This window comes from Yinghuangia seranimata (assembly GCF_029953285.1).
GTDB lineage: Bacteria > Actinomycetota > Actinomycetes > Streptomycetales > Streptomycetaceae > Yinghuangia > Yinghuangia seranimata.
This window is the reverse complement of record NZ_JASAOI010000022.1, coordinates 136,641-161,370: the sequence shown is the minus strand read 5'-3', so window position 1 is coordinate 161,370 and position 24,730 is coordinate 136,641. Positions and strand designations below refer to the sequence as shown.

The window sequence follows — 24,730 nt, the reverse complement described above, 5'->3', positions numbered from 1 at the left end:
CCCGAGCGGGTCGGCGGCCTACTCGTACGGGTCCTTCGGGGTCGCCACCTTCTCGACGCCGGTCGCGGTCATGGCCGGGGTCGCGGTCTCCGAGCCGGTCTCGCCGTTCTTGAACCACGTGCCCGTGACCTGCACCCAGGTGTCGGCGGGCGGCGCCGGGGCGTCGCGGACCTCGACCTTGCGGGCGACCGCGTCGGCGGCGCAGCAGCTGATCACCAGCCGGGTGACGTACCAGGTGCCGTTCTTGCCCGGGGTGACGAAGCCGATCATCCGCACGTTGCGGCCCTTGAGCGTGTCGGCGGTGTCCCACACCGCGCGCACGCCGAAGTCGCCGAGCGTCATGTCCAACGGGTCGCCCGGCGGCAGGGCGGGGAACCCGGCGTCGACGGTCTTGGCCGCGGGCTTGGCGACCGTGTTGTCGGAGCGCGCCGCGGTGTAGGAGCCGAGCGCGGGCGGCGCGATCAGGAACAGCGCGAACACCGGCAGGCACAGCAGCCAGGCGATGCGCGGGCCCTTGCTGTGGTCGTGGCCGTGGTCGGACGCGCGGTCGTCCGGGGCGGCCTCGTGTGCGTCGTCGCTCCCGTGGCCGTCCTCGTGCCCCTCCGCGTGAGCGTGAGCGTGCTCGTGGTCGTGCTCGTGGTCGTGCCCGTGGTCGTGCTCGTGGTCGTCGTGGCCGGCCGCCTCGTGCTTGCGCAGGATGCCGTCGCGCACGACGCCCGCGAACCCGAGCAGCAGCACGGCCGCTCCGGCCGCTATCAACGCGGGCCGCAGCCCGGCCTTCACGTACCGCAGGTAGATCTCGGCGCCGAAGGAGATCCGCAGCAGCGCCGCGCCGATCAGGACCAGGACCACCGACTGGACGTCGCGCTTCACAGCAGCCACCACCCCACCGCGATGCTCGTCACCACGGCGGTGACGAACGTGGCCGACGAGAACCGGGCCGCGAAGCCCTTGCCGAACGTGCCCGACTGGAGCGCGATGAGCTTCACGTCCACCATCGGGCCGACCACCATGAAGGCGAGCTTGGCGGTCGGCGAGAAGCCGGACAGGCTGGCCGCGACGAACGCGTCGGCCTCCGAGCAGACCGCGAGGATCACCGCGAGGAAGGCCAGCGCGAGGATCGAGAACCACCAGTGCCCGGACACCGCGTTGATGATGTCCTTCGGCACCGTGACGTTGAGCGTCGCGGCCGTTATGGCGCCGATGACCAGGAAGCCGCCGGCGTGCAGGAAGTCGTGCTGCATGCCGGTCCGGAAGTCCTCCCACCGCGACCCCGAGCCGGCCTCGGTGAAGCGCCGCGGGATGCGCAGCCACTCGGCCTTGCCGAACCGCACCCACAGCCATCCCATGAGCACCGAGGTGGCGAGCGACGCCGCGAAGCGGGCGAGCACCATCTCGGGCCGCCCGGGGAAGGCCACCGCGGTGGCGGTCAGCACGATCGGGTTGATCGCGGGCGCGCTGAGCAGGAACGCGAGCGCTGCCGCGGGTGCCACGCCGCGCGCCATGAGGCCGCCGGCGACCGGCACGGACGCGCACTCGCAGCCGGGCAGCACGGCGCCGGCCGCGCCCGCGATCGGCACGGCGAGAGCCGGGTTGCGCGGCAGCACCTTGCTGAACAGCGACGCCGGGACGAACGCCGTGATGGCCGCAGAGATCACCGTGCCGAGGACCAGGAACGGCAGCGCCTGCACGGAGATCGCGACGAACACCGTGCTCCACGCCTGAACCGCGGGCGCGTCCAGCTGACCGGCGATCCAGGACTGGCCGACGATCAGGAGCAGCAGCCCCACGACGAACAGCTCGAGCTGCCCGGGCCGCCATCGGGCACCGCCTCCCGAGGCGCGGGGTGACGCGCCTCGTCGAGGGCGGGTCACCTCGGCGGGTGGGCTTGCGGGGGTGCCGCGTACCGGCATGGTCTGCTCGGACATGCCGTTCATGCTGGCATCCGGATCGCCGTGCCATCGGCACATCCGGCCGCTCGTACGAGCGTTTTGCAGCGGTTTTGCCGGACCTTGTGGACCGGGGCACCGCCTGTGATCAGGGCGTCTCGGGCCGCGGGGCGGCCGACACGACGTTCGGCAGCGCGCCGCCGTAGCGCCGGTCGCGGGAGACGTAGCTCTCGACGGCCTTGAACAGGTGCGTGCGGTCGAAGTCGGGCCACAGCACGTCGTCGAAGACCATCTCGGCGTACGCGGACTGCCACAGCAGGAAGTTCGACGTGCGCTGCTCGCCGGACGAGCGGATGAACAGGTCGACGTCCGGCATGTCCGGTTCGTCGAGGTAGCTCGCGAACAGCTCCTCGTCGATGTCCTTCGGGTCGACGCGGCCTTCCCGCACGGCCTCGGCCAGCGCTGTGGCGGCGTCCACGATCTCCGCGCGGCCGCCGTAGTTGATGCACATGGCGAGGGTGAGGCGCGTGTTGTTCTTGGTGCGCTCCTCGGCGATCTCCAGCTCGCGGATGACGCTCTTCCACAGCCGGGGCCGTCGGCCGCACCAGCGGATGCGCACGCCGAGCTCGTCCATCTCGTCGATACGCCGGTGGATCGTCTCGATGTTGAAGCCCATGAGGAAGCGGATCTCCTCGGGCGAGCGCTTCCAGTTCTCGGTGGAGAACGCGTACGCCGACACGTACTGGACGCCGATCTGGGCGGCGCCCTCGACGACGTCGAACAGCGACGACTCGCCCGCGGTGTGCCCGTCGGTGCGCGCCAGTCCGCGCTCCTTGGCCCAACGCCCGTTGCCGTCCATGACCAGCGCGACGTGCTTGGGCACGGCGTCCTTCGGGAACGCCGGGGCCTGGACGCCGCCCGCGTGCGGCTTGGGGTCGCGGTACTCGTGCGGCTGCCGCGCCGCCGTCGCCTGGGCGGGTCGGCGCGACCCGCCCATGAGGAAGGAGAGCACTCCCCGACGGCCGCGTGCCTGACTCACGATGATCGCTCCACCAGTCTCAGCGAGCGGATGCCCCGCTCCAGATGCCATTGCAGATACGCGGCCACCAGGCCGCTCCCCTCCCGCCGATACCGCGTCTCGCTGGCGTCGGCGCCCGCCCAGTCGCCGGTCAACAGCGCTCCGAGCAGGTCGAGTGTCTCCGGAGAGGGTACGACGGATCCGGCCGGACGGCAGTCGCCGCATACCGCTCCACCGCCGGGGACGGAGAAGAACCGGTGCGGACCGTCGAGGCCGCAGCGTGCGCAGTCGCCGAAGCTGGGCGCGTATCCGGCCACCGCGAGCGAGCGCAGCAGGAAGGCGTCCAGCACCAGCGCGGGTTCGTGGGCGCGCGCGGCGAGGGTACGCAGCGCGCCGATGAGCAGCAGGTACTGCTGGAGCGCGGGTTCGCCCTCGTGGTCGGTGAGGCGTTCGGCGGTCTCGAGCATCGCGGTGCCCGCGGTGTACGCCGCGTAGTCGCTGACCAGCGGGGCGCCGAACGCCGCCAGCGTCTCGACCTGGGTGATCGCGGGCAGGCCGCGGCCGGGGAAGTCCGAGCCCTTGACGAAGAACTGCACGTCGACGTGACCGAACGGCTCGACGCGGGCGCCGAACTTGGACTTGGTGCGGCGCACTCCGCGGGCGACCGCCCTTATCCGCCCGTGCTGGCGGGTGAGCAGCGTGATGATGCGGTCGGCCTCGCCGAGCTTCTGGGTGCGCAGCACGACACCCTCGTCGCGGTAGAGGCTCATGCCTCCATTATTGACCCCGCCACCGACGGTCCCGTCGGCGCGCGGGGGCGGTTCTCACAGCGGCATGTGCCCCGCGGCCTCGTCGAGGACCCGGTCTATCTCGGCGCGGGTGAGGCCGAGGCGGGCGCCCGCGCCGAGCAGCATGTCGAGTTCGAGCGTCCGGTACGGGCCGTCGGCGAGCGCGACGCGGGCCGCGACCGCGACGAGCCGGGCGCGGCCGCCGGGCGCGAGGTGTGCCGCGAGGGCGTCGAGGGCCTCGACGCCGTCGTCCTCGCCGGCGTGCGCGTACAGGTCCGCGCCGAGCAGTTCGTCGGTGTACGCGGTCACCCCCACGTCGCGGACCGCGGCCACGGCCGCGGCCCGCGCGGCGGGTGACGACTCGCCGCCGGCGACCAGCGCGCCGACCGCGAGCGCGCGCGTGACGTCGCGCAGCAGGGCGGTCAGCCGCCGGCCGGTCGGCACGGTGAGCACGCCGGGGTCGAACCCGAAGCGGCAGACGGCGCATTCGACGCTGCTGGCGGGTCGGGAGACCGGGAGGACGGCTATCCCGCACACGAGCAGGAAGCGCCGCCCCACGCCGTACTGATACCGCCGGTCGCCGCCGCACTCGGGGCAGAAGAACTCGCCGTCCTCCAGCACGGTCCGGACAGTCCGGACACCCACGATGACCACCATGGCGTGGCTCCCCTGCACCCGTCGGCCGCCGACGCGTCAACGCGTTCCCACGTTCGATGGTCGCACAGTTTTCACCGCACGTCATCAGTTAGGCACAGAGAGCAACGAACCATCTCCCGTCCGCGGCCCTGCACTTGCCGAACGGGCCTGGTGGCGCGAATGGTTCCCGTGGGTCAGTACGGGCGGTCGCCGAGGATCGCGGCGCGCTCCATGACGCGGATGTGCGGGTGGTAGTCGTTCACCGCGTAGTGCACGGTGGCGCGGTTGTCCCACACGACCACGGAATCCGGCGACCACCGGAAGCGCGCCTGGTACTCGGGCGCGGTGGACTGCTTGAAGAGGAACGCGAGGAGCTCCTCGCTCTCGTCGTCGGGCAGTCCGACGATGTGGTCGGTGAAGAACTCGTTGACGAACAGCGTCTTGCGGCCGGTCACGGGGTGGGTGCGCACGACGGGGTGCTCGACGGGCGGGTACTGCTCGCGCATCTTCGCGAAGGCGTCGGGGTCCATGCCGAGCCCGAAGGTGAACGCGAAGTCGTGGACGGCGGTGCGCCCTTCGATGCGCTCCTGGACGTCGGCGGGGAGGTTGTCGTAGGCGGCGGCCATGTCCGCCCACAGCGTGTCGCCGCCGTACTCGGGGACGTCGATCGCGCGCAACACCGACCCGAGGGCCGGTTCCTGACGCCAGGTCACGTCGGTGTGCCAGACGTTCTCGACGCCCGCGGAGTCGGCGCCCTTGCTGAACCGCACGACCTCGGGGACGTCGCCCTGGGCGAGGAACGGGTGCACTTCGAGCTCGCCCCACAGGCGCGCGAACGCGCGGTGCTGCGCGGAGTCGATCGGCTGGTCGCGGAAGAACAGCACCTTCCATTCGACGAGCGCGCGGTCGAGTTCGGCGAACAGCTCGGGGCCGACCGGCTCGCGCAGGTCGACGCCGTGCACCTCGGCGCCGATCAGCGGGCCGTACGGGCGCAGCTCGAACAGCTCGTACGGGGCGCTCTCGACGCCCGCGGGCAGTCGGCGCAGGACGCGCGGGCCGAGCGCGGTGCGGCGTTCGCCGAGCCGGTTGCGGACGGTGCTCATGGGACCTCCCGAGGATGTCCGGCGGCCTCCCGGGGCCGCCGCCTGCACGGAGGTTAAGACAGTTGACTTAAAGTGGGAAGGGGCACGGAGTTTCCGGCAACAACTCGGCAACATCCGCCGGAAAACGCGACGGCGGCGACCCCGGGAGTTCCCGGGGCCGCCGCCGTACCGCCGACGATGCGTCAGTTGACGCTGCGCGCCGCCCGGTTGACCGCGCTCACCACGGCCTTCAGCGACGCACGCACGATGTTCTCGTCCACGCCCACGCCCCACAGGACCTGGCCGTCGACGGCGCACTCGACGTACGCGACCGCGCGCGCGTCCTCGCCGCCGCTCATCGCGTGCTCGGTGTAGTCCAGGACCCGGACGTCGAAGCCGATGTCGCCCAGGGCGCGGACGAAGGCGTCGATCGGGCCGTTGCCGACGCCCTCCAGGGTGGCGTCCTTGCCGTCGACCGCCATGTCCACCGACAGCGCGTCGCGGTCGTTGTCCACCGACTGGGTCGAGTGCGCGCGCAGCGCCAGGCGGCCCCACGGGGCGTGCGGCGTCGGCAGGTACTCGTCCTGGAACACCGACCAGATCTGCGCCGGCGTGACCTCGCCGCCCTCGGCGTCGGTCTTGCCCTGGATGATGCGCGAGAACTCGATCTGCAGGCGGCGCGGCAGGTCCATCTTGTGGTCGGCCTTCATCACGTACGCCACGCCGCCCTTGCCGGACTGGCTGTTGACGCGGATGACCGCCTCGTAGGTCCGGCCGACGTCCTTCGGGTCGATCGGCAGGTACGGGACGCCCCACAGGATCTCGTCGCGCGACACGCCCGCGGCCGCCGCGTCCTTCTCCAGCGCCTCGAAGCCCTTCTTGATGGCGTCCTGGTGCGAGCCGGAGAAGGCCGTGTAGACCAGGTCGCCCGCGTACGGGTGGCGCGGGTGGACGGGCAGCTGCGTGCAGTACTCGACGGTGCGGCGGATCTCGTCGATCTCCGAGAAGTCGACCATCGGGTCGACGCCCTGGCTGAACAGGTTCATGCCCAGCGTCACCAGGTCCACGTTGCCGGTGCGCTCGCCGTGCCCGAACAGGCAGCCCTCAACGCGGTCGGCGCCGGCCATGACGGCCAGCTCGGCGGCGGCCACCGCGGCACCGCGGTCGTTGTGCGGGTGCACGGACAGCGCGATGTGCTCGCGGCGCGACAGGTTGCGGCTCATCCACTCGATCTGGTCCGCGTACACGTTCGGCGTGGAGCGCTCGATGGTGGCGGGCAGGTTCAGGATGATCTCGCGGCCGGCCTCGGGCTGCCAGACGTCCATGACCGCCTCGCAGACCTCCAGCGCGAAGTCCAGCTCGGTGTCGATGAAGATCTCGGGCGAGTACTCGTAGCCGAACGTCGTCTCGGGGCCCAGGTGCTTCTCGGCGAACCGCATGACGTGCCCGGTGCCCTCGACGGCGATGGCGCGGCACAGGTCGCGGTCGACGTTGAAGACCACGCGGCGGAACAGCGGCGCGGTCGCGTTGTACAGGTGGACGGTGGCCTTCGGCGCGCCGACCAGCGACTCGACGGTGCGCTCGATCAGCTCCTCGCGGGCCTGGGTCAGCACCGAGATGGTGACGTCCTCGGGGACCGCGCCTTCCTCGATGATGCTGCGGATGAAATCGAAGTCGGTCTGCGACGCGGCCGGGAAGCCGACCTCGATCTCCTTGTAGCCCATGCGTACCAGCAGGTCGAACATGGTCCGCTTGCGCGCCGGACTCATGGGGTCGATCAGCGCCTGATTACCGTCGCGCAGGTCGGTCGACAGCCAGCGGGGCGCGGTGGTGATGGTCTTCGACGGCCACGTGCGGTCCGGCAGCTCGACGCCCTGGAACGGCGCGTACTTGTGGATCGGCATGCCGGACGGCTTCTGGCCGACGGTCGCGGCGGTGATCGGCGTGGGCCGGTTGATGGAGGACATGCGGCAGGCTCCTCGAGCTGGATTCGGCGCTGCGGCGCGGTGGCGCAACGCGACGGCGGTCGTGACTTGCGAGAACTTCCTCGATGCCGGCGCGCGAATCCTGGGACCCGTAAAAGGCAATGCCTCTACCCCGCGGCGAGGGAGGCCGGCCCACTTCTCATCAGAAGGGCGAGCCCTCGCCGCGGCGGCTAAGAAGAAGCAGCCACTGACGCATGATGTACGCAACCCTACCTGACGGCCCTTGGCGGGACCCAGCCGATCCCCTCAAGGCGTGGCGCATCTCACTTTCACGTGGCCTTTACACGCATCGGGGTGAGAATGGACGCGGAGAGACACGGCGCCGCCTTCACCTCCCCTTTGAGAGGGCGGCGCCTTTCCATGCCCGCTCCGCGTCCCCCGAGCCCCCGGCTCCGCGGCGGGTCAGAACCCGAGTCGGCGCAGCTGCTTGGGGTCCCGCTGCCAGTCCTTGGCGACCTTGACGTGCAGGTCCAGGTAGACCGGCGTGCCGAGCAGCGCCTCGATGTGCTTGCGGGCGCGCGTCCCGACCTCCTTGAGCCGGGAGCCCTTGGCGCCGATCACGATCGCCTTCTGGCTGGGCCGCTCCACGTACAGGTAGGCGTGGATGTCGACGAGCGGCTTGTCGGCCGGGCGGTCCTCGCGCGGAATCATCTCCTCGATGACCACGGCGAGCGAGTGCGGCAGTTCGTCGCGCACGCCCTCGAGGGCGGCCTCGCGGATCAGCTCGGCGGCCATGATCTGCTCGGGCTCGTCGGTCAGTTCGCCGTCCGGGTAGAGCGGCGGGCCCTCGGGAAGCAGTCCGGCCAGCAGGTCGGCGACGAGGCCGACCTGGTTGCCGCCGACGGCCGACACCGGGATGATCTCGGCCCATTCGAAGCCCAGGTCGCTCGCCATGGACTGGACGGCGATGAGCTGCTCGGCGAGCGTCTTCTTGTCCACGAGGTCGGTCTTGGTGACGATCGCGACCTTCGGGGTCTTGCGGACCTCGGCGAGCTCCTTGGCGATGAACCGGTCGCCGGGGCCGACCTTCTGGTCGGCGGGCAGGCAGAAGCCGATGATGTCGACCTCGGCCCACGTGGTGCGCACCAGGTCGTTCAGCCGCTGGCCGAGCAGCGTGCGCGGCTTGTGCAGACCGGGGGTGTCGACCAGCACCAGCTGCGCGTCGGGGCGGTGCACGATGCCGCGCACCGTGTGCCTGGTGGTCTGCGGACGCCCCGAGGTGATCGCGACCTTGGTACCGACCAGCGCGTTCGTCAGGGTGGACTTGCCCGCGTTGGGGCGGCCGACGAAACACGCGAAGCCGCTGCGGTGGGCCGGGACGCGCGCGGCGCCGGCGGGGGTGGAGCGATCACTCATGGGTCTCATTGTCCCCTAGCGGGGGCCGGGTCCTGACCGCTCCCGACCGGTACCGGCGCTGGTGGTCAGGCGGGCGTCGACGAGACGACCGTCCCGTCGGGTCCGGCGAGCAGGATCGGGGTGCCCTCGCCGCCCAGGTCGCGCACGGCGTCGAGGTCGGCCTGGACGACCGCGTCGCCCTTGGACACGATCGCGGCGGCCTCCAGGCCCCGCGCGCCGCCGGCGACGGCCATGGCGACGGCGGTCTGCAGCGCGGTCAGCTTGAGCGAGGGCAGGTCGACGGTCGAGGCGACGTACGTGCGGCCGGTCTCGTCGCGCACCGCGGCGCCCTCGGGGGCGCCGTTCCGGGCACGCGTGGAGCGGGCCAGCGTGACGATCTTGGCGTCCTCGGGGTCGACGGTGGTCCCGCTCATCGTGCCTCCTGCGTAACGGGGAAGATCCGCACGAACAGTACCGCCCCGGGGTACGGGGACTCCGTACGCCCGGGGCGGTCCGGGGGTGCCGCCCACCCGTCGCCCCCCACCGCCCGTATTCGAAAGCGCTTCGCGCTTGCCCCTCCCGTGGGGAACGCAGGCGGCGGCTCAACGGGCCTGAGCTCAGGCCCCAGCTCAGGCCCCCGCGGCCTGGCCGACCTTGTCGATCTGGCCCTTGGCGAACTGCGTGGGCTCGGCGGGCGGCCCGTCGGCCGACACCGCGGCGACCTGGACGCTGACGGTGCCCTTCACGGCCACGACGAAGTACATGTACTTGCGGCCGTCCTTGGCGTCGTCCTGGAGCCGGAAGGAGACCGAGTCGGCGCCGTACTTGCCCGTCTGCACGGTGGTGACCGTGTACTTCTCGACGGTGCCGTCCTTCTGCGTCTCCGTGAAGGACGGGCAGGCCTTGAGCGCGGCGGCGTAGCTCTCCACGTACTGGCGCAGGGACGCGTTGGACTGGCTGTCCAGGGCGATGGCGACCGCCTCGCGGGGCTGTCCGCCGTCAGCGGGCGCCTTCACGTACGTCTGCACGATGTGGCCGACGGACGTCGCGTCGAGGGAGTCGTACACGAGGGTCTTGCAGCGCGGGTCGGAGACCTCCGAGTCCTTGGCCTCGGTGTCCCGGCTCTGGTCGGGGTCGCCCGGCGTGTAGCCCGCCGGGATCTCCTGCGCGTTGAGCAGCGCCGCGGTGAGGTCGTCCGTGCTGGGCTGCTTGGCGTTGGCGCCCGCGGCCGGGCTCTTGCCGCCGGTGCCGGGCTTGGCGGTGTCGGCCTTGCCCGCGTCCGGGGACTTGGACGGACCTCCCCACAGACCCCCGGAGTTGCCCGCGTCGGACGACGCGGACGAGCCGGCCGAGGCGTCGGCCTTCTTGTCGTCGTTGCACGCGGTGAGCCCGGCGAGGGCGAGGCCCAGGACGGGGACGAGCGCGAGGCGCGCGGCCTTGGCGCGGCGCGGGACGGACGTGGTCGTGCGCGTGGTGAACGGCACCGTGAACCCCCCAGTTCGGTGTGATGGGACAGCCGTCGAGGCGGCGCGGCGCCCGGCCCCCCCTGTGGTTCCGGCCCCGCCACTGCCACCTGACGGCCTGTTACGTCACACGCTAGCGCCTGGAGATCGCCTTTCCGCCCGTTGTTACCCGCTCGGCACACTGCTGTGACCGGCGGACGGACCGCGACCGCGCGCCGCTCAACGTCCGATCTGGAGCTTGACCTTCTGGACCTGCGCGGCGATCAGCGGCGCGTAGGGCGTGGTGTCCGGCTGGTCGGTGCCCGGCCCGTACATGAACTCCGCGACCGTGTCCCCGACCCGGATGAGGACCACGTTGCGGGCGAACGGCTGCGCACCCTGGACGCCGCTCACGGCGACCCGGTAGGCCACGGTCTCGTCGCCGAGCATCGGGGCGCTGTCGAGGGGCGTCACGGCCCACTTCTCCGGACCGGCCGACTGGGTGACGGTGAACGGCGCGGCGCAGCCGGCCATCGCCTTGTCGAAGGACGCCAACAGCGTCGTGGCCGTGCCGCTCTTGTAGCTGGACAGCGTGACGCCCATCTCCGTCGGCGACCCGGCCGCGCTCCGGCCCGCGTACCCGCGGCGCACCCAGGCCAGGGGGTCGCCCGCGGTGTGCGTGAACTCCTGGGTGAACACCGCGCAGTCGGGCCGGTCGGTGGGCGCCGCGGTCTGGGCGTCCTTGCCCTTCGCGCTGTCGGTGCCGTCTATCTGGAAGCCTGCGAGGGGCATCGCGCTCTTGTCGAGCAGTGCCCCGGTGAGCTGGGCGGTCGTCGCGGGCGCGGTGGCCTTGGGGACCGTCGCGGGCGCCTTGTTGGTGGCGCCCTGGGTCGGCTCGCTGCGGGGCGGGGGCGCGGAGCCGGTGGCGACGGGGTCGGGCTGACCGGCGACGGTGGCGCCGGGCGTGCCGCCGGACGTGGCGGCCTTGTCGTCGCCGCTGTCGCAGGCGGCGGTGCCGACGAGGACGAGCCCGAGCACGGGGAGGACTGCGAGGCGGCGAAGATTCGCTGCGGCGGTGTGCATGGGCAGAAGTTACGGGCGCGCGCGGGGACCACGGCGGACTGTTACCAGGACGACACACGGCCGGGACAACTCCTGTACCGTGCGCGGCGCCCGCGATTCGGCCGCGTCCGGGCCCGGACCCGGTCAGCCGTGGCCGTGCTCGTTGTCGGCGTCCTCGTCGTCGCCCTCGGCCGGCGCGGCGCGCTCCACCACGATCGTGCCGACCTGGTTGCGGCGCCCGGACGGCCGGTCCGCGACCAGCCGCAGTCCCTCGACCTCGGCGGCCGCCCCCGGGATCGGGACCCGGCCGAGCTGCTTGGCGAGCAGGCCCGCGACGGTCTCGACGTCCTCGTCGTCGAGTTCGATGCCGAACAGGTCGCCCAGGTCGTCGATCGGCAGCCGCGCGGTGACCCGGAAGCGGCCGTCGCCGAGGTCCTCGACGGGCGTGGTCTCGCGGTCGTACTCGTCGGTGATCTCGCCGACGATCTCCTCGAGGATGTCCTCGATGGTGACCAGCCCCGCGGTGCCGCCGTATTCGTCGACGACGATGACCATGTGCGTGCGGCTGGCCTGCAGTTCGCGCAGCAGGTCGTCGGCGGGCTTGCTGTCCGGGACGAACGTCGCGCGCCGCATCACGGTGTCGACCCGCTCGTGCGCCCAGCGGTCGTCGGTGCCCCCGGCGGCGTGCGCGGCCAGGTCCTTGAGGTAGACGATGCCGACGACGTCGTCCTCGTTCTCGCCAATCACCGGGATCCGCGAGTAGCCGGAGCGCAGCGCGAGGCGCAGCGCCTGCCGCACGGTCTTGTGGCGTTCGATGAACACCATGTCCGGGCGGGGCACCATGACTTCGCGCACGATGGTGTCGCCGAGCTCGAGGACGGAGTGGAGCAGCTTGCGCTCCTCGTCCTCGATCAGCGACTCCTTCTCGGCGAGGTCGACGAACGCGCGCAGCTCCGCCTCGGACGCGAACGGGCCCTCGCGGTAGCCCTTGCCGGGCGTGACAGCGTTGCCGATGAGGATCAGCAGCGGCGGCAGCGGGCCCAGGATGCGGGCGAGCACGACCAGCACGGGCGCGCCCGCGATGCCGACCGCGACCGGGTGCTGGCGGCCGATGGTGCGCGGGGAGACGCCGACCACGACGTACGACACCACGACCATGACGCCGATCGACGCCAGCACCGCCTGCCACCGGCTGTCGAAGCCGTCCAGGAACACGACGGTGATCAGCACGGCGGCGGACACCTCGCACGCCACGCGGATCAGCAGCGCGAGGTTGAGGTAGCGCGCCGGGTCGCGGACGACGGTGAGCAGCCGCCCGGCGCCGCGCCGCCCGGTGCGCACCAGTTCCTCGACGCGCGGCCGGGAGATCCGCGCGAGGGCGGCCTCCAGGCACGCGAACAGGCCCGCGACCACGACGAGCACGACGGCACCGACGACGAAGCGAAAGACCTCGTCAGAGGTCACGGCCGCTCCCGTCGCCGCCGCGTTGCACGGCGGGCATCAGCCGGTCCCGGCCGCGCCGCGCCGTTCGCGCCAGGCCGTGAGGATCTCGCCCTGGAGCCCGAACATCTCGCGCTCCTCGTCGGGTTCGGCGTGGTCGTACCCCAGCAGGTGGAGCACACCGTGCACGGTGAGCAGCTGCAGCTCGTCGTCGGTGCCGTGCCCGGCCGTCTTGGCCTGCCGGGCGGCCACCTCGGGGCACAGCACGACGTCGCCGAGCAGGCCCTGCGGCGGGTCCTCGTTGTCCTTGCCCGGACGCAGCTCGTCCATGGGGAAGGACATGACGTCGGTCGGCCCGGGCAGGTCCATCCACTGGATGTGGAGCTGCTCCATGGCGGCCTCGTCGACGATGACGACGGACAGTTCCGCGAGCGGATGAATGCGCATCCGGTCGAGGGTGAAGCGGGCCACGTCCACGATGGCGTGCTCGTCGAGCTCGTACCCGGACTCGTTGGCGATGTCGATGGACATGGCCGTCAGTTCACATCCCGTTCTGCGTTGCCGTTGCTGGTCGTGCTGTGGATCTGGGCGCGGCGGCCGCGCGAGCGGGGCACCTCGCGGCTCTCGCGGTCGGCGTCCCACCGGCCGTACGCGTCGACGATGCGGCCGACGAGCTGGTGGCGCACCACGTCCTGGCTGCTGAGCGGGCAGAACGCGATGTCGGCGACGCCGTCGAGGATGCGCTGGACGACGCGCAGGCCGCTCTCCGTGCCGTTCGGCAGGTCGACCTGCGTCACGTCACCGGTGACCACGATCTTCGAGCCGAAGCCGAGGCGGGTCAAGAACATCTTCATCTGCTCGGCGGAGGTGTTCTGCGCCTCGTCGAGGATGATGAAAGCGTCGTTGAGCGTGCGGCCGCGCATGTACGCCAGCGGGGCGACCTCGATGGTGCCCGCCGCCATGAGGCGCGGGATCGAGTCGGGGTCGATCATGTCGTGCAGCGCGTCGTACAGCGGGCGCAGATACGGGTCGATCTTCTCGTACAGCGTGCCCGGCAGGAAGCCGAGCCGCTCCCCCGCCTCGACCGCGGGGCGCGTCAGGATGATGCGGTTGACCTGCTTCATCTGCAGCGCCTGGACGGCCTTGGCCATCGCCAGGTACGTCTTGCCGGTACCGGCGGGGCCGATGCCGAAGACGATCGTGTGGCGGTCGATCGCGTCCACGTAGCGCTTCTGGTTGAGCGACTTGGGACGGATGGTACGGCCGCGGTTCGAGAGGATGTTGAGGGTGAGCACCTCGGCGGGCGCCGCGTCGCCGCCGGAGCGGAGCATCGCGATCGAGCGCTCGACGGCCTCCGTGGTCAGCGGCTGGCCGGTGCGCAGCACCAGCATCATCTCGTCGAACAGCCGCTTGATCAGACCGATGTCGGCGCCGGGCCCGGTCGTGGTCACCTCGTTGCCGCGCACGTGGATGTCGACGGCGGGGAACGCCTCCTCGACCACCCGGAGCAGCGCGTCGCCGGAGCCGAGCAGCGCGACCATCGGGTGCTTCGCCGGAATCACGATCTTGGCCTGCGTCGGCGCCAGGTCCTCGGCGGCCTCGGAGGGCTCGGCCGGGGCGCCGCCCGCGGCCTGCGGGTTCGCGGCGCTGTCGGCGGCGCCGCGCGCGTGTCGTGTGGAAGCCATGGGCGGCCTTACGGCCTGATCACGCCTACTTTCCGTTGCTCGGGGTGACGGATGTTTCCGAAGTCAATGGTAGCCCGTGGGCCTTGCGGGGCCTTGGTGGTTTTCCCCCGGATGATCACGGCGGCCGGGGCGGTGGTCACGCGGGGGCGAGGCCGTCCGGTGCCGGGAGGCCGACGCGGTCCGGCAGCCCGCGGACGGCGGCGGCAAGGTCCGGGGGCGCGAGGGCTCCGGCGACGAGGTCGGCCAGTGCGTACGGCGTCCCGGCACGATCGGTGAGCCGGACCGGGTGACGTTCGTGTAGGCGCCGGCGAGGACGTCGGCCCGCCTTTCCGCCACGGTGCGCGCGGCGATGCCTCGGTGGCGGGCGGGGCGGCGCGCAGAGCCGCGAAATGCGCCGCGGCGTCCGGGGTCGGCGAGCAGCTGCATGCATCCGCCGTGCAGGTCCTTCGGCACCCGGCCCACCTCGACGGCGAGCTCGACGTACTCCCGAGCTCGTGCGCCACGACGGCGCGGAACCGCGGTTCGTCGAGGGCGGCCATCAGCGGCGTGCCTACGAAGAGCACTCGGCGGCCGGGCAACAGGCCCAGCAGGCGGGGCCTTTCGAGCGCACCGGCGTTGAGCCTCGCATCTAGGCGGATCTCGTCGGGAACGCGGGTGCGGACGACGCGCGCCAGCTCGGTGACCGTCCCCCACAGTTCGGGCTGCTCCGATGCGGTCGCGCGAGGGTCAGCGGCGTTTGGGGACGGGGACGCGGTCGAGGTCGGCGGCCACGGTGATCTCGCCGTCGAACTCCTTGCGGGCGTCGGCGAGGAAGGCGTTCGGGTCGGTGTAGCGCTGGGAGAAGTGGGTCAGGACCAGGAGGCGGGCGCCGGCTTCGCGGGCTGTGGCGCCGGCTTCGCCTGCGGTCATGTGGCCGTGGGCCTGGGCGAGGTCGGCGTCGGCGGTCAGGAAGGTGGACTCGCAGACGAGCATGTCGGTGCCCTCGGCGAGTTCGGCGACGGCGTCGCAGTTGCGGGTGTCCATGATGAACGCGAAGCGCTGGCCGCGGCGGGGTTCGCTGACCTGGTCGAGGGTGACGGTGCGGCCGTCGACCTCGACCGTGCCGTCGCGCTGGAGGCGGCCGACGTCGGGGCCGGCCACGCCGTGGGCGGCGAGGGCTTCCGGGAGCATGCGGCGGGCGTCGGGTTCGGTGAGGCGGTAGCCGTACGACTCGACCGGGTGCGACAGGCGCCGCGCCTCGAGGGTGAAGGAGGGCAGTTCGACGTGGACGGCAGGCCCGTCGAGCGGGTGCTCGCGCAGCACGGCGGCCTCGTGGAAGGCGCTGGCGTAGTGCAGCCGGTCGAAGAAGTCCTGTCCGGAGGCCGGGAAGTAGGCGGTGACCTCGTGCGCGACGCGGTCGAGGGAGAGACGCTGGATGATGCCGGGCAGCCCGAGGCAGTGGTCGCCGTGGAAGTGGGTCACGCACACGCGGGTGATGTCGGTGGCGGCGACGCCCGCGTAGAGCATCTGCCGCTGGGTGCCCTCGCCCGGGTCGAACAGCAGGCCCTCGCCGTCCCAGCGCAGCAGGTAGCCGTTGTGGTTGCGGTGCCGGGTGGGGGCCTGGCTGGCGGTGCCGAGGACGACGAGTTCGCGTACGGACATGCGGATCATTCTGGCGGGGTCGGCCGGTCGCGGTGCGGTCGGTAACGTCCCGGAGGCGGAGCGATCGCGGGGGTGGGCGGGTGGGCGTGACGTTGGTGGTGCTCTACAGCACGCGGCTGGAGGCGTGCCGGGAGTTCTACGCGGGCCTCGGCCTGGTGTTCGCGCGGGAGCGGCACGGCACGGGGCCGGTGCACTACGCGGCGGTGCTCGAGGACGGCTGCGTACTGGAGCTGTATCCGGCGACGACCGTGCGCGAGACGGGTGCGCTGCGGCTGGGCCTCGGTGTGGAGTCGGGGCCGCTGCCGCCGGGCCGGCATGTGCTGCGCGACCCGGACGGCAGGACGGTGGAGGTGCTCAGGCGCTGAGGCGCCCGGCGGCGCGGTGCGGGGCGACTACCCGGGCGGCCACTGCATGCCGCGGCCGCCGAGCAGGTGGGCGTGCACGTGGAAGACGGTCTGGCCGGCGCCCGCGCCGGTGTTGAACACGATGCGGTAGCCCGGTTCGACGATGTCCTCGGCGTTCGCGATCTCCGCCGCGGCGGCGAGCAGCTTCCCGGTCAACTCGGGCTCGGCGGAGCCGAGTTCGCCGACGTTGGCGTAGTGAAGGCGCGGGATGACCAGGATGTGGACGGGCGCCTGCGGGTTGATGTCGCGGAAGGCGAGGACGTCCTTGTTCTCGTAGACCACGGTGGCGGGGATGTCCCCCGCGAGGATCTTGCAGAACAGGCAGTCCGCCTGGGGTTCCCCGGCCGCCATGCGTTCCTCCTCGAGTGTGCGGATTCGGCGTCAGGCTACCGGCTTCCGGGGGCGCGGCCCGGCGCTCGGGTTTGCGGCGGCGGCGGGCGAGACAAGGTGTGCGGCATGAACGGCGAGGATTCCCCTGGCGGCAGCCGGTACGTGGCGCTGGCCGCGATGCTCTTCGCGGTGTCGATGACGTTCATCGACCAGTCGATCGTGTCGATCGCGGCGCCGGACATGGTGCGCGAGCTCGGCCTGTCCGCGTCGGGCGTGCAGTGGGTGGTGAACGCCTACCTGCTGGCGCTGGCCGCGACGTTCGCGCTCGGCGGCCGGCTGTCCGACACGCTCGGACACCGGCGGATGGCGCTGATCGGCATCGTGGTGTTCGTCGCCGCGTCGGCGCTGTGCGGCGCGGCGCCCACGGGCGACGCCGCGCAGGCGTGGCTGATCGGCTTCCGGGTCGCGCAGGGCGTCGGAGGCGCGCTGATGTTCCCCGCCGCGCTGGCGATCGTGGTGTCGGTGTTCCCGGTCGCCGAGCGGGGCCGCGCGCTGGCGCTGTTCTTCGGTCTGTCGGGCGGGCTCACGGCGCTCGGCCCGATCCTGGGCGGCTGGCTGACGCAGTGGACGTGGCGTGCCATCTTCTGGGTGAACGTGCCGGTCGGGATCGTCGCGGTGGTGCTGACGCTGCGCGCCCACATCCGCACCGCGCACCGGCACGAACCGCTGGACTGGCGCGGCGCGGTGCTCATCGCGGCCGGCATGGCGCTGAGCGTGCTGGGGCTCCAGCAGGCCCAGGACTGGGGGTGGCACAGCGCCGCGACGTGGGGGTGCATCGTGGGCGGGCTGGCGCTGCTCGCGGTGTTCGTGGCGGTCGAGCTGCACACGAAGCTGCCCCTGATCAGGATCCGGGTGTTCCGCGACCGGGCGTTCGCGGTGGACAACGCGGTGCTTTTCTTCGCGATGACCGCGTTCGTCCCGGTGTTCTTCTTCGCGTCGGTGTACGCGCAGGTGGCGCTGGGCTCGACGGCGGGCGAGGCGGGGTTGTACCTGCTGGTGTTCGTCGCCGGGTTCGGGCCGGCCTCGCAGCTCGGCGGGCGCATCCTCGACAAGCGCGGCGCCAAGCCGACCGTGCTGCGGGGCGCGCTGCTCGCGGCGGCCGGGTTCGCGCTGTGGGCGCACACGGCGACCGACCTGTCGCTGGGCGCGCAGTGGCCGTACATCGTGATGGCGGGCGCGGGCATCGGGCTGCTGCTGGGTCCGGCGTCGACGGACGCCGTCAACCGGTCGATCGGCGCCTCGTACGGCGAGGTCACCGGGATCACCCAGACGGTGCGGAACTACGCGTCGAGCTTGGGCTTCGCCGCGCTGGGCACCCTGCTGACGCACCAGATCGTGGACGGTGTCACCGAGACGCTGCACGGCGCGGGCCTGACCGGCGCCGAGGCGGGCGACGTCGCGCACGGCATCGCGAAGTCGATCAGCGGCGCGGGCGGCGGGCACGACACCGCCGGGGGCGCCTCCGACCCGGTCGGCGCGCTGGTGCAGCGGGTGTGGCCGCAGATCCAGGCCGACTACGCGGAGGCGACGCAGGCGGTGCTGTACGCGATGGCTGCGGCCCTCGCGGTCGCGTTTCTGGTGGCGCTGCTGCATCCGGGGACGCGGGTCACCGACGAGGGCGGCGGTGTGGAGGAGGGCTCCGGTGCGGACGCGGGTGGCGTCCGGTCAGGCCCAGCGGCCTGAGCGGGCGAGCAGGACGGAGGCGGCCGACACCCCCGCCGTCGACGTCCGCAGCACGGTCGGGCCGAGCCGGTACGCCCGCGCGCCCGCCTCCGCGAACGCGGCCAGCTCCTCCGGCGCCACGCCGCCCTCCGGCCCGACCACCAGCACGAGGTCGCCGGCGCCGGGCAGTTCCGCCGTCGCCAGCGGCACGTCGGCGGACTCGTGCAGCACCCCTGCGAACGCCGCGTCGCCGAGCAGCGCGGCGACCTGACGGGTCGTCATGAGCTCGGTGACCTCCGGAAGGTGCGTGCGCCGCGCCTGCTTGCCCGCCTCGCGCCCGGTGGCCCGCCACTTCGCGAGCGACTTCGCACCGCGGTCGCCCTTCCACTGCGTGATGCAGCGGGCGGCCGCCCAGGGGACGATCACGTCGACGCCGACCTCGGTCATCGTCTCGACGGCCAGCTCGCCGCGGTCGCCCTTCGGCAGCGCCTGGACGACGACCACCCGCGGCGTGGGGGCAGGCTCGTCCACGCGCTCCACGACGTCGACGTACAGCGTGTCCTTGCCCTCGACGACGGCGACCGTGCCGCGCACCGACAGGCCGCGGCCGTCGGTCAGCACGACCTCTTCGCCGACCGCGATGCGGCGCACGGTGACGGCGTGCCGGCCCTCCGGTCCGTCGAGGACGACGCGGCGTCCGGTGCGCAGGGACGGGTCGTCGGTCAGGAAGACAGGTGCGCTCACGGTGCGGGCTCCGGGGAAAGTGCGGCGGGCGGGGTGGCGGAAGGGACGGGGTGGACGACGGGTCGCGGTGGCCGGGGCGGGGCGGCGTGCGCCTGGTGCCGTCGGGAGTCACAGACGGGGTGAATCGGGGTCGCTGGTCGGGCACGGGTGGGTCGGGTCGGAGGCCGGTGTCGCGCGGCGGGCAGGTGTCCGGCCGACGGACCGCGCTCTGGCCGGTGTCCCGACGCGGTCGGTGTGCGGGGCGGCTTCGCCTTGGAGCTACGGCGTGGCACGGCCGCCCGGCAGGTCGTCGGCGCCTGGAAGCCTGCGCAGGTCCGGGAGGATGCCCGCGGGCGCGGGGCCGGGCGGCTCGGCGGGGGTGCGCCACGGGCCGAAGACCTCGCGCAGTTCGGCGGCGAGGCGGGCCAGCACGTCCGCGGCGGGCTCCTCGCGCGCCAGGCGCCAGCCCTGTCCCGCCCACAGCGCCATGGCCTCGGGGTCCCCGGCGGCGGCCGCGGCGCGGCGGACGGGGGCGGTCGCGTAGTGGACCTCGGGGTAGGCGGCGGGCGCGTACGCGTCGTGCTCGGTGAGGAACCGGTTGACCAGGCCGCGCGCGGGGCGGCCCGAGAAGGCGCGGGTCAGGCGCGTCGCGGTGAAGCACGGGTCGGCGAGCGCGGCCTTGTACGGGGCGGGCGCGGCGCACTCGGGGCAGCGCAGGAACGCGGTGCCCAGCTGCGCGGCGGACCCGCCCGCGGCCAGCACCGCCGCGATCTGACGGCCGGTCATGAGGCCGCCCGCGGCGATGAGCGGCAGGTCCGTCACGGCGCGGACCAGCGCCAGGAGCGTGAGCAGGCCGTAGGGCTCGTCCGACGCGTTGTCCCACCGGCCCTGGTGCGCGCCCGCCTCGGCGCCCTGCACGACCAGCACGTCGGGCCGCACGCCGGCGGCGAGTTCGGCCTCGCGGGCGGTGGTCACGGTGACGACTGTCGCGGTGCCGGCGGCCCGGAACGCGTCCACCAGCTCGACCGGCGGGCAGCCGAACGTGAACGACACCACCGGCACGGGCTCGGCGAGCAGCAGCGCGGTCTTCGCGTGCCAGTCGTCGGAGACGCCGTACGGCGGGACGTCGCCGAGCTCGGCGCCCAGGCGCTCCGCCTCCGACGCCAACCGCGCCCGGTAGACGGGTAGTTCGCGGTCGACGACGCCCGGATCCGAGGCCCCGGGCACGAACAGGTTGACGCCGAACGGCCGGTCGCCGACCAGCTCCCGGAGCTCCCTGACCTCGGCCCCCATCGCCTCGGCGGTCTTGTACCCGGCCGCCAGGAACCCGAGCCCGCCGGCCCGCGACACGGCCGCCGCCAACGCGGGCCCGGACGCCCCGCCGGCCATGGGCGCCTGGACGACCGGCACCGGAGTCCGCCAGACCGAGTCCGCGCTCACGGCCCCGCCTTCCAGGAGATCGGCTATATGCAGCTACGACCGTACGCCCGACACGGGACGGGGTCGAACACGGCGAGGGCCGGGCCCGCACGTGTGCAGGTCCCGGCCCTCGTCGGTGGTCACCGGCCGTTGAAGGCGTCCTTCAGGCGCGAGAACAGCCCCTGCTGTCCCGGCGAGAACTGGCCCGTCGGGCGTTCCTCGGCGCGGAGCTTGGCCAGGCGGCGCAGCAGCTCCTCCTGCTCGGGGTCGAGCTTCGTCGGGGTCTGGACCTCGACGTGCACGATCAGGTCGCCGCGGCCGCCGCCGCGGAGGTGGGTGACGCCGCGGCCGTGCAGCGGGATCGACTGGCCGGACTGGGTGCCCGGGCGGATGTCGATCTCGGCGACGCCGTCCAGCGTCTCGAGCGGGACCTTGGTGCCCAGCGCCGCCGCCGTCATCGGGATCGTGACGGTGCAGTGCAGGTCGTCGCCGCGGCGCTGGAACGTCGGGTGCGGGACCTCGGCGATCTCGACGTACAGGTCGCCCGCCGGGCCGCCGCCGGGGCCGACCTCGCCCTCGCCGGCCAGCTGGATGCGGGTGCCGCTGTCGACACCGGCCGGGATCTTGACGGTCAGCGTGCGTCGGGCCCGGACGCGCCCGTCTCCCGCGCACTCGGGGCACGGCGTCGGCACGACCGTGCCGAAGCCCTGGCATTGCGGGCACGGCCGCGACGTCATGACCTGGCCGAGGAACGACCGGGTGACCTGGCTGACCTCGCCGCGGCCGCGGCACATGTCGCAGGTCTGCGCGGTGGTGCCCGGCGCGGCGCCCTCGCCGTTGCACGTGTTGCAGGTGACGGCGGTGTCGACCTGGATCTCCCGGGTCGTGCCGAACGCCGCCTCCTCGAGTTGCACCTCGATGCGGATCATGGCGTCCTGGCCGCGCCGGGTCCGCGAGCGCGGTCCGCGCTGGCTGGCCTGGCCGAAGAAGGCGTCCATGATGTCGCTGAACCCGAAGCCGGCGCCGAAGCCGCCCGCCGCGCCCGCGCCGCCGAGCGGGTCGCCGCCCAGGTCGTACATCTGCCGCTTCTGCGGGTCCGAGAGGACCTCGTAGGCGGCGTTGATCTCCTTGAACCGCTCCTGCGTCTTGGGGTCCGGATTGACATCCGGATGCAGCTCGCGGGCCAGGCGGCGGAAGGCCTTCTTGATCTCCTCAGGCGTGGCGTCTCGCCGAACACCGAGGACCTCGTAGTAATCAGTGGTCAACTACGACTCCGCGAGAATCTGTCCGACGTACCGTGCCACGGCGCGTACCGCTCCCATCGTTCCGGGGTAGTCCATCCTGGTCGGCCCGAGGACGCCGAGTTTGGCCAGGGCTTCGTCGCCGCTGCCGTACCCGACGGACACCACCGAGGTGGCGGCCAGTCCCTCATGCATGTTCTCGTGCCCGATCCGCACCACCATCGCCGGCTCGGTGGACTCACCGAGCAGGCGCAACAGCACCACGTGCTCCTCGAGCGCTTCGAGGACCGGGCGGATCGTCATCGGGAAGTCGGTGCCGAACCGGGTGAGGTTGGCGGTGCCCGCGAGGACGACGCGCTCTTCCTGCTGCTCGACGAGGGCGTCGAGCAGGGTGGCGAGGACGGTGGTGACGATCGGTCGTTCTTCGGCGTGGAAGGACTCGCCGAGGTCCTGGACGAGCAGCGCGACGTCGGCGAACCGCTTGCCGACGACCCGGGCGTTGATCCGCGCGCGCAGGTCGGCGAGGAGGTTCTCGCCGAGCGGCGCGGGTGAGTCCATGACGCGCTGTTCGACGCGGCCGGTGTTGGTGATGAGGACGAGCATGATCCGCGTCGGCGCGAGGGTGAGCAGCTCGACGTGCCGGATCGTGGAGCGGGTGAGCGAGGGGTACTGCACGACCGCGACCTGGTGGGTCAGCGTGGCGAGCAGCCGCACGGTGCGCCCGACGACGTCGTCGAGGTCGAGCGCGCCGTCGAGGAAGGTCTGGATGGCCCGTCGTTCGGGCATGGACAGCGGTTTGATGTTGGCGAGCCGGTCGACGAAGAGCCGGTAGCCCTTGTCGGTGGGTACGCGCCCGGCGCTGGTGTGGGGCTGGGCGATGTAGCCCTCTTCCTCCAGCACCGCCATGTCGTTGCGGATCGTCGCCGGGGACACTCCGAGGTTGTGCCGTTCCGCGAGCGCCTTGGAGCCGACGGGCTCCTGGGTGGCGACGTAGTCCTGCACGATGGCGCGCAGCACGTCGAGCTTTCGGTCGTCGAGCACCGTGCGCACCTCCTGACCTGCCTTTGGCACTCCTCTTGCTGGAGTGCCAGTGTACGGCGACGCCGATCCGTCCGTACCCTGCCGTCTGTGGAAGGGTCGAGGGATGGTACACGCGGAAGGTGACGAGCGGGCCGTGTGGCGGCTGTTGGCGCCCGGAGTGTTCGTCGCACAGGTCCCCTCGCTGAAGCTGAACGTCACGGCCGTCGCCGGTGCCGAAGGGTTCGTGCTCGTCGACACCGGGTCGTACGAGCGGGAGACGCGCGGCCTGCTGGCCGGCCTCTCGGACGTCCTCGACGAGCACGGCCTGCCCGACCGCGCGGTGATGGTGGTGAACACGCACGGTCACTTCGACCACTGTTACGGCAACGCCGAGGTGCTGCGCCGCCACCCCGAGGCGCTGGTGCTGGGGCACGAGGGCCTGCCGCGCTATCTGGCGCGGTACGGCGAGGAGGGCCGCGCGGACGCGGTGTCGTACGGCATGCCGGCCGAGGACATGGCGGCGGTGCGGATCGTGCCGCCGAACCGGCTGCTCGCCGTGGGCGGCGCGCACCGCGTCGACCTGGGCGGGGTCGAGGTCCAGGTGTACGCGCCGGGCCGCGGCCACACCGGCTGCGACCTGGTCGTGCGGGTCCCGTCGGCGGACGTCCTCATCGCCGGGGACCTGCTGGAGGAGTCCGCGCCGCCGTCGTACGGGCCCGACTCGTTCCCCGCCGAGTGGCCGGCGACGCTGGCCCGCGTGCTGCGGCCGCCCGCCGGCCTGATCGTGCCGGGGCACGGCGCGGTGGTCGACCACGCCTTCGCGCTCCGCCAGATGGAGTACGTCGAGGCGCGGCGTGCCGCGCCGCCCGAGGCGCCGCCGTCGCAGTAGCGTCCTCTTCCATGCGCAGCAGGAGTTACGGCCCGGACCTGACCCCGCCGTGGAAGAAGTCGAAGCCGGTGCCCGAGGTGGAGGCCGAGCGGGACCTGGTGGTCGAGGAGGCCGAGTCGGGCTTCTGCGGCGCGGTGGTACGGGTCGAGAAGACGCCCGAGGGCTTCACCGTGACGCTGGAGGACCGGCACGGCAAGCTGCGGGTGTTCCCCATGGTGCCGCGCGGGTTCCTGCTGGACGGCGCGGTGGTGACGCTGGTGCGCCCGCGTGCCGCGCAGCCGGCACGGCCGGCCGGCCCGGTGCCGCCTGGCCGTACCGCGTCGGGGTCGGTCGCGGTGCCGGACGCGCGGGCGCGGGTGGCGCGCGCGGGACGCATCTACGTCGAGGGCCGGCACGACGCCGAACTGGTCGAGCGCGTCTGGGGCGACGACCTGCGCATCGAGGGCGTCGTCGTGGAGTACCTGGAGGGTGTGAACGACCTGCCCGCGGTGGTCCGGGAGTTCCGGCCAGGCCCGGGGCGGGCCCTCGGCGTGCTGGTCGACCACCTGGTGCCGGGGTCGAAGGAGAGCCGGATCGCCGCCGAGGTGGCCGCGGGCCCGTACGGCGCGCACGTCCTGGTCACCGGGCACCCGTTCATCGACATCTGGCAGGCGGTCAAGCCGTCGGTGCTCGGCATCGGGGTGTGGCCCGAGGTGCCGCGCTCCGTGGCGTGGAAGGACGGCGTCAACGCCGCGCTCGGCCGTACGACGAGCACCGGCGAGACGTGGCGGTGGATCCTCGCGCACGTGAACTCGTACCAGGACCTGGAGCCGGCGCTGCTCGGCCGCGTCGAGGAGCTCATCGACTTCGTCACCGCGCCGGAGTGACCGGGCGCCGCTCAAGCTGAACCGGCCGTAGCCGCAGGTCATTCCGGCAACGGCACGTTCACAACTCTCTGCAAAAGTCGTCGGTACTTCCCTATGCCGCGATTTCGCCCAGA

At 72.6% G+C, this 24,730-nt stretch carries 24 protein-coding genes; 4 read left to right on the top strand and 20 right to left on the bottom strand.

Translation table 11 applies throughout. The features are described from left to right. Nucleotides 1-18: 18 nt before the first annotated feature. The 15 genes from QI554_RS15180 to QI554_RS15110 all read right to left on the bottom strand — a co-directional run bounded on the left by QI554_RS15180 (nt 19) and on the right by QI554_RS15110 (nt 16,003). Entirely contained in the window at nt 19-873 is an 855-nt protein-coding gene (locus QI554_RS15180) for a TIGR03943 family putative permease subunit (protein ID WP_281470262.1), read from the bottom strand. Beyond that, nucleotides 870-1,937 (bottom strand): permease, encoded by a 1,068-nt coding sequence (locus tag QI554_RS15175; protein WP_281470260.1) that lies wholly within the window; start codon nt 1,935-1,937, stop codon nt 870-872. The genes QI554_RS15180 and QI554_RS15175 overlap by 4 nt, the downstream gene beginning before the upstream one ends. A gap of 100 nt (nt 1,938-2,037) precedes the next feature. After that, nucleotides 2,038-2,886, bottom strand: coding sequence for an isoprenyl transferase (locus QI554_RS15170; protein ID WP_281470334.1), 849 nt, complete (start codon nt 2,884-2,886; stop codon nt 2,038-2,040). A 38-nt stretch (nt 2,887-2,924) separates the two neighbouring features. Next, entirely contained in the window at nt 2,925-3,677 is a 753-nt protein-coding gene (gene recO / locus QI554_RS15165) for a DNA repair protein RecO (protein WP_281470258.1), read from the bottom strand. Between the two features lie 54 nt (nt 3,678-3,731). Then, nucleotides 3,732-4,340 carry a TerB family tellurite resistance protein gene (locus tag QI554_RS15160; RefSeq protein ID WP_281470256.1) on the bottom strand — a complete coding sequence of 203 codons (609 nt, stop codon included), beginning with the start codon at nt 4,338-4,340 and terminating at the stop codon, nt 3,732-3,734. A 185-nt stretch (nt 4,341-4,525) separates the two neighbouring features. Beyond that, a complete protein-coding gene (locus QI554_RS15155; RefSeq protein WP_281470255.1) occupies nt 4,526-5,434 on the bottom strand; it encodes a TauD/TfdA dioxygenase family protein in 909 nt (302 codons plus the stop codon). A 182-nt stretch (nt 5,435-5,616) separates the two neighbouring features. Then, complete coding sequence (gene leuA, locus QI554_RS15150) at nt 5,617-7,380, bottom strand: 2-isopropylmalate synthase (protein WP_281470254.1); 1,764 nt, start codon at nt 7,378-7,380, stop codon at nt 5,617-5,619. 420 nt (nt 7,381-7,800) lie between these two features. Next, nucleotides 7,801-8,763, bottom strand: a complete 963-nt coding sequence (gene era, locus QI554_RS15145) for a GTPase Era (protein ID WP_425527979.1) — start codon at nt 8,761-8,763, stop codon at nt 7,801-7,803. Nucleotides 8,764-8,819: 56 nt separating this feature from the next. Then, nucleotides 8,820-9,167, bottom strand: coding sequence for a cytidine deaminase (locus QI554_RS15140; RefSeq protein WP_281470250.1), 348 nt, complete (start codon nt 9,165-9,167; stop codon nt 8,820-8,822). 195 nt (nt 9,168-9,362) lie between these two features. Further along, nucleotides 9,363-10,217 carry a hypothetical protein gene (locus QI554_RS15135; RefSeq protein ID WP_281470248.1) on the bottom strand — a complete coding sequence of 285 codons (855 nt, stop codon included), beginning with the start codon at nt 10,215-10,217 and terminating at the stop codon, nt 9,363-9,365. Between the two features lie 198 nt (nt 10,218-10,415). After that, entirely contained in the window at nt 10,416-11,258 is an 843-nt protein-coding gene (locus tag QI554_RS15130) for a hypothetical protein (protein ID WP_281470246.1), read from the bottom strand. A gap of 123 nt (nt 11,259-11,381) precedes the next feature. Further along, a complete protein-coding gene (locus QI554_RS15125) occupies nt 11,382-12,701 on the bottom strand; it encodes a hemolysin family protein (protein ID WP_281470244.1) in 1,320 nt (439 codons plus the stop codon). Nucleotides 12,702-12,737: 36 nt separating this feature from the next. Continuing rightward, nucleotides 12,738-13,208: an rRNA maturation RNase YbeY gene (ybeY, locus tag QI554_RS15120; RefSeq protein ID WP_281470242.1), complete on the bottom strand. Its 471-nt coding sequence runs from the start codon at nt 13,206-13,208 to the stop codon at nt 12,738-12,740. Nucleotides 13,209-13,213: 5 nt separating this feature from the next. Next, on the bottom strand, nt 13,214-14,218 hold the full coding sequence (locus QI554_RS15115) for a PhoH family protein (protein ID WP_281470332.1): 1,005 nt from the start codon (nt 14,216-14,218) through the stop codon (nt 13,214-13,216). Nucleotides 14,219-15,088: 870 nt separating this feature from the next. Continuing rightward, the gene (locus tag QI554_RS15110) at nt 15,089-16,003 is read right to left on the bottom strand and encodes a ribonuclease Z (RefSeq protein ID WP_281470240.1); all 915 of its coding nucleotides are present in this window, start codon (nt 16,001-16,003) and stop codon (nt 15,089-15,091) included. Nucleotides 16,004-16,083: 80 nt separating this feature from the next. Between QI554_RS15110 and QI554_RS15105 the strand changes: the two genes are divergently transcribed. Then, nucleotides 16,084-16,368, top strand: a complete 285-nt coding sequence (locus QI554_RS15105; protein WP_281470238.1) for a VOC family protein — start codon at nt 16,084-16,086, stop codon at nt 16,366-16,368. A 27-nt stretch (nt 16,369-16,395) separates the two neighbouring features. Here the strand turns inward: QI554_RS15105 and QI554_RS15100 are convergent, their stop codons facing one another. Further along, nucleotides 16,396-16,758 carry a histidine triad nucleotide-binding protein gene (locus QI554_RS15100; protein ID WP_281470236.1) on the bottom strand — a complete coding sequence of 121 codons (363 nt, stop codon included), beginning with the start codon at nt 16,756-16,758 and terminating at the stop codon, nt 16,396-16,398. A gap of 105 nt (nt 16,759-16,863) precedes the next feature. Between QI554_RS15100 and QI554_RS15095 the strand changes: the two genes are divergently transcribed. Further along, nucleotides 16,864-18,480 (top strand): MFS transporter, encoded by a 1,617-nt coding sequence (locus QI554_RS15095; protein WP_281470233.1) that lies wholly within the window; start codon nt 16,864-16,866, stop codon nt 18,478-18,480. Here the strand turns inward: QI554_RS15095 and QI554_RS15090 are convergent. The 4 genes from QI554_RS15090 to hrcA form a co-directional block, all read right to left on the bottom strand. After that, entirely contained in the window at nt 18,463-19,203 is a 741-nt protein-coding gene (locus QI554_RS15090; protein WP_281470231.1) for a 16S rRNA (uracil(1498)-N(3))-methyltransferase, read from the bottom strand. The genes QI554_RS15095 and QI554_RS15090 overlap by 18 nt on opposite strands. A 258-nt stretch (nt 19,204-19,461) precedes the next feature. Continuing rightward, on the bottom strand, nt 19,462-20,622 hold the full coding sequence (locus tag QI554_RS15085) for an NAD(P)H-dependent flavin oxidoreductase (protein ID WP_281470229.1): 1,161 nt from the start codon (nt 20,620-20,622) through the stop codon (nt 19,462-19,464). 119 nt (nt 20,623-20,741) lie between these two features. Beyond that, nucleotides 20,742-21,866: a molecular chaperone DnaJ gene (gene dnaJ, locus QI554_RS15080; protein WP_281470227.1), complete on the bottom strand. Its 1,125-nt coding sequence runs from the start codon at nt 21,864-21,866 to the stop codon at nt 20,742-20,744. Next, a complete protein-coding gene (gene hrcA / locus QI554_RS15075; protein ID WP_281470225.1) occupies nt 21,867-22,883 on the bottom strand; it encodes a heat-inducible transcriptional repressor HrcA in 1,017 nt (338 codons plus the stop codon). Between the two features lie 103 nt (nt 22,884-22,986). On the opposite strand from hrcA, the gene QI554_RS15070 reads away from it, so the two are divergent. Together QI554_RS15070 and QI554_RS15065 are read left to right on the top strand one after the other, a co-directional pair. Further along, the gene (locus QI554_RS15070) at nt 22,987-23,751 is read left to right on the top strand and encodes an MBL fold metallo-hydrolase (RefSeq protein WP_281470223.1); all 765 of its coding nucleotides are present in this window, start codon (nt 22,987-22,989) and stop codon (nt 23,749-23,751) included. A gap of 11 nt (nt 23,752-23,762) precedes the next feature. Then, nucleotides 23,763-24,617 carry a DUF3097 domain-containing protein gene (locus QI554_RS15065; RefSeq protein ID WP_281470220.1) on the top strand — a complete coding sequence of 285 codons (855 nt, stop codon included), beginning with the start codon at nt 23,763-23,765 and terminating at the stop codon, nt 24,615-24,617. Nucleotides 24,618-24,730: the final 113 nt, after the last annotated feature.

Coding starts and splice junctions, on each gene's coding strand:
- QI554_RS15170 (WP_281470334.1), bottom strand. CDS start 2,886: ATGGGCGGGTCGCGCCGACCCGCCCAGGCGACGGCGGCGCGGCAGCCG.
- QI554_RS15115 (WP_281470332.1), bottom strand. CDS start 14,218: ATGGTCGCGCTGCTCGGCTCCGGCGACGCGCTGCTCCGGGTGGTCGAG.
- QI554_RS15070 (WP_281470223.1), top strand. CDS start 22,987: ATGGTACACGCGGAAGGTGACGAGCGGGCCGTGTGGCGGCTGTTGGCG.
- QI554_RS15100 (WP_281470236.1), bottom strand. CDS start 16,758: ATGGCGGCCGGGGAACCCCAGGCGGACTGCCTGTTCTGCAAGATCCTC.
- QI554_RS15175 (WP_281470260.1), bottom strand. CDS start 1,937: ATGAACGGCATGTCCGAGCAGACCATGCCGGTACGCGGCACCCCCGCA.
- QI554_RS15140 (WP_281470250.1), bottom strand. CDS start 9,167: ATGAGCGGGACCACCGTCGACCCCGAGGACGCCAAGATCGTCACGCTG.
- leuA (WP_281470254.1), bottom strand. CDS start 7,380: ATGTCCTCCATCAACCGGCCCACGCCGATCACCGCCGCGACCGTCGGC.
- QI554_RS15065 (WP_281470220.1), top strand. CDS start 23,763: ATGCGCAGCAGGAGTTACGGCCCGGACCTGACCCCGCCGTGGAAGAAG.
- ybeY (WP_281470242.1), bottom strand. CDS start 13,208: ATGTCCATCGACATCGCCAACGAGTCCGGGTACGAGCTCGACGAGCAC.
- recO (WP_281470258.1), bottom strand. CDS start 3,677: ATGAGCCTCTACCGCGACGAGGGTGTCGTGCTGCGCACCCAGAAGCTC.
- QI554_RS15155 (WP_281470255.1), bottom strand. CDS start 5,434: ATGAGCACCGTCCGCAACCGGCTCGGCGAACGCCGCACCGCGCTCGGC.
- era (WP_425527979.1), bottom strand. CDS start 8,763: ATGAGACCCATGAGTGATCGCTCCACCCCCGCCGGCGCCGCGCGCGTC.
- QI554_RS15130 (WP_281470246.1), bottom strand. CDS start 11,258: ATGCACACCGCCGCAGCGAATCTTCGCCGCCTCGCAGTCCTCCCCGTG.
- QI554_RS15110 (WP_281470240.1), bottom strand. CDS start 16,003: ATGTCCGTACGCGAACTCGTCGTCCTCGGCACCGCCAGCCAGGCCCCC.
- QI554_RS15095 (WP_281470233.1), top strand. CDS start 16,864: ATGAACGGCGAGGATTCCCCTGGCGGCAGCCGGTACGTGGCGCTGGCC.